1 pseudogene is annotated in these 2244 nt (G+C 66.4%); it reads left to right on the top strand.

Annotated elements, in window-relative coordinates:
• Nucleotides 1-504: 504 nt before the first annotated feature.
• Nucleotides 505-1446: pseudogene (locus tag ACFOYW_RS16435) on the top strand (integrase core domain-containing protein); the annotation flags it as partial.
• Nucleotides 1447-2244 lie beyond the last annotated feature (798 nt).

The following is a 2244-nucleotide window of genomic DNA, read 5'->3' as shown; positions in this document are numbered from 1 at the left end:
CGATCGCAGCAGGTATGCAGTGCATTGTCTCGGAACCATCAGAGATGTGGCGCGTCTTCGAACGGGTCGCTGACCGCCTCAGCTGAGACGAACGTAAGCCGGTCGCCCAGCGCACGGCGTAGCCGCCCGATCGTTGGCTGCGAGATTCTGCGAATCGCAGATGCCCGTAAGACTCGCCCGATGAAATGCCCGGTGAGCGGGCGTCAACTGCAACTCCGAAACCGACTGCCCGCTGGACGTCTTCTTGAAGCCCGCGCTACGCGTCTAAAGCTCCTCTGCCCGTCCCATTAGCGACTCCAGGCTTCGCAGGCCCCTCGCTCCGCCCCAGTTCTCACTCGGCTACAGGCCCCGGCCTCCGGAACGACCCCGCCCCACATTGCCTCCTCGCTAGAGAATGTGTTATGTCTCAGGACATTCCGGACGTTGGGGTATCACCACATCCCGGACGGTTCGGGCGGGTTTGGTCCGGACACTTCCGGCCTTTCGGCTCCGCTGTGATGGAGGGTGCCGAAGCCGAATGATGCTGTTGATCCTCGTGTCCGTCTCGCGATTGCCCGGTGGCCTGATGATGCGCCGCGGGGGTCGGTGACGTCGTTCTGTGCTGAGCATGGCATCGGCCGCAGCACGTTCTACGAGCTACGCGCTCGTGCCCGGCAGGAGGGGCAGGCCGCGGTGTTGGCGCCGCGGTCGAGGCGTCCGAAGACCGGTCCGGGAAAGATCGCCGACGAGGTCGCACGGCAGGCAGTCGAGGTGCGTGCCGTGCTGGAGTCCTCGGGGTTGGATCACGGGCCGATCAGCGTGCACGACAAGATGGTCGCTCTCGGGCTTACTGCCCCGTCGGTCGCGTCGCTCGCGCGGATCTTCCGGCAGGCCGGCGTTGCCCGATCGGAGCCGCGGAAGCGGCCGCGGGCCTCGTATCGCCGGTTCGTGTATCCGGCACCGAACGCCTGCTGGCAGCTGGACGCGACCGAGTATGTCCTCCAGGGCGGCCGGAAGTGTGTGATCTTCCAGCTCGAGGACGACCACTCCCGCCTCGCCGTCGCCTCCCACGTCGCAACCGGCGAGACCAGCCGGGACGCGGTGATCGTGTTCCAGAAAGGCGTCGCCGCCCACGGCGTCCCGCAGCGGCTGCTGACCGACAACGGTGCTGCTTTGAACCCGGCCCGGCGCGGCTGGATCGGGCAGCTCACCGGCTACGCCACCTCGCTGGGTGTGGAGGCGATCACTGGCAAGCCGTACAAGCCGACCACGCAGGGTAAGAACGAACGATTCCACCAGACTCTGTTCCGGTACCTCGACAAGCAGCCCATCGCCGCAACCCTCGCCGAGCTGCAGGAACAAGTCGACGCGTTCGACGTGGTCTACAACACCAAGCGCCCGCACCAGGGCCTGCCCGGACGCCTGACCCCGCAACAAGCATGGGATGCCACACCGATCGCGGAGCCGCCCCGGCCCCGCCCGGCCGCCGAGCGCCCGATCATCCTCGACCCTGCGCCCGGAGCACCGGGCGCGCCACTGGCGTTCGAGAACATGGTCACCCGCCGGGTGAAGTCCTCCGGCGCGATCGGGCTCAAAGGCGTGACCTATCAGATCGCCCGCGAGCTGGCCGGGCAGACGATTTTCGTGTCCATGCTGGCCGAGGGCGTGAAGTTCTACGACAGCAACGGTGACCTTCTCCTCGAGCATCCCTGGCCTGCTCCCGGCACCAAGCACGTCAGCAATGGCCGGCCCCGCGGCGCCGGCGCGAAGCGTCCCGAACACATCACGGACGCCCTTCGCCGAGCCGCTGATCTCCCGCCCGGCGAATACCGCCGCACCGTCCGCACCGACGGCAGGGTCAGCATCCGAGGCGTCGTCTACGGCCTCGGCCAACAACACACCGGCCGCCGGCTCCACGCCGTCATCGACGAGAACGTCTGCACGTTCTGCGACGCCGCCACCGGGGAGCTCATCACCGAGCACCCCATCCCCGAGGCCGGAACCACGCACGTCGGCTACGTCCGCTATAACCGCAAGATCCCCACCTTCAGCCCGACTGCCCATGACTCCAACGAAGTGTCCGACATGTCTTGAGACACGAAACGTCCGGGATGTCCTGATGCAGAACTGCCCGGCATCTCCTGAGACATCACACCCCGCTAGAGAATGTGTTATGTCGCAGGACATCGGTGACGCTCGGGTATCAACACATCGGTGACGGTTCGGGCGGGTTTGGTGGTGACGCTTCTCCCGTTGTGATGGAGG

The organism is Gryllotalpicola reticulitermitis, from assembly GCF_042651345.1.
GTDB classification, from domain to species: Bacteria; Actinomycetota; Actinomycetes; order Actinomycetales; family Microbacteriaceae; genus Gryllotalpicola; species Gryllotalpicola reticulitermitis.
Note: the sequence above shows the minus strand (reverse complement) of the source record. Positions and strands in the feature narration are given on the sequence as shown.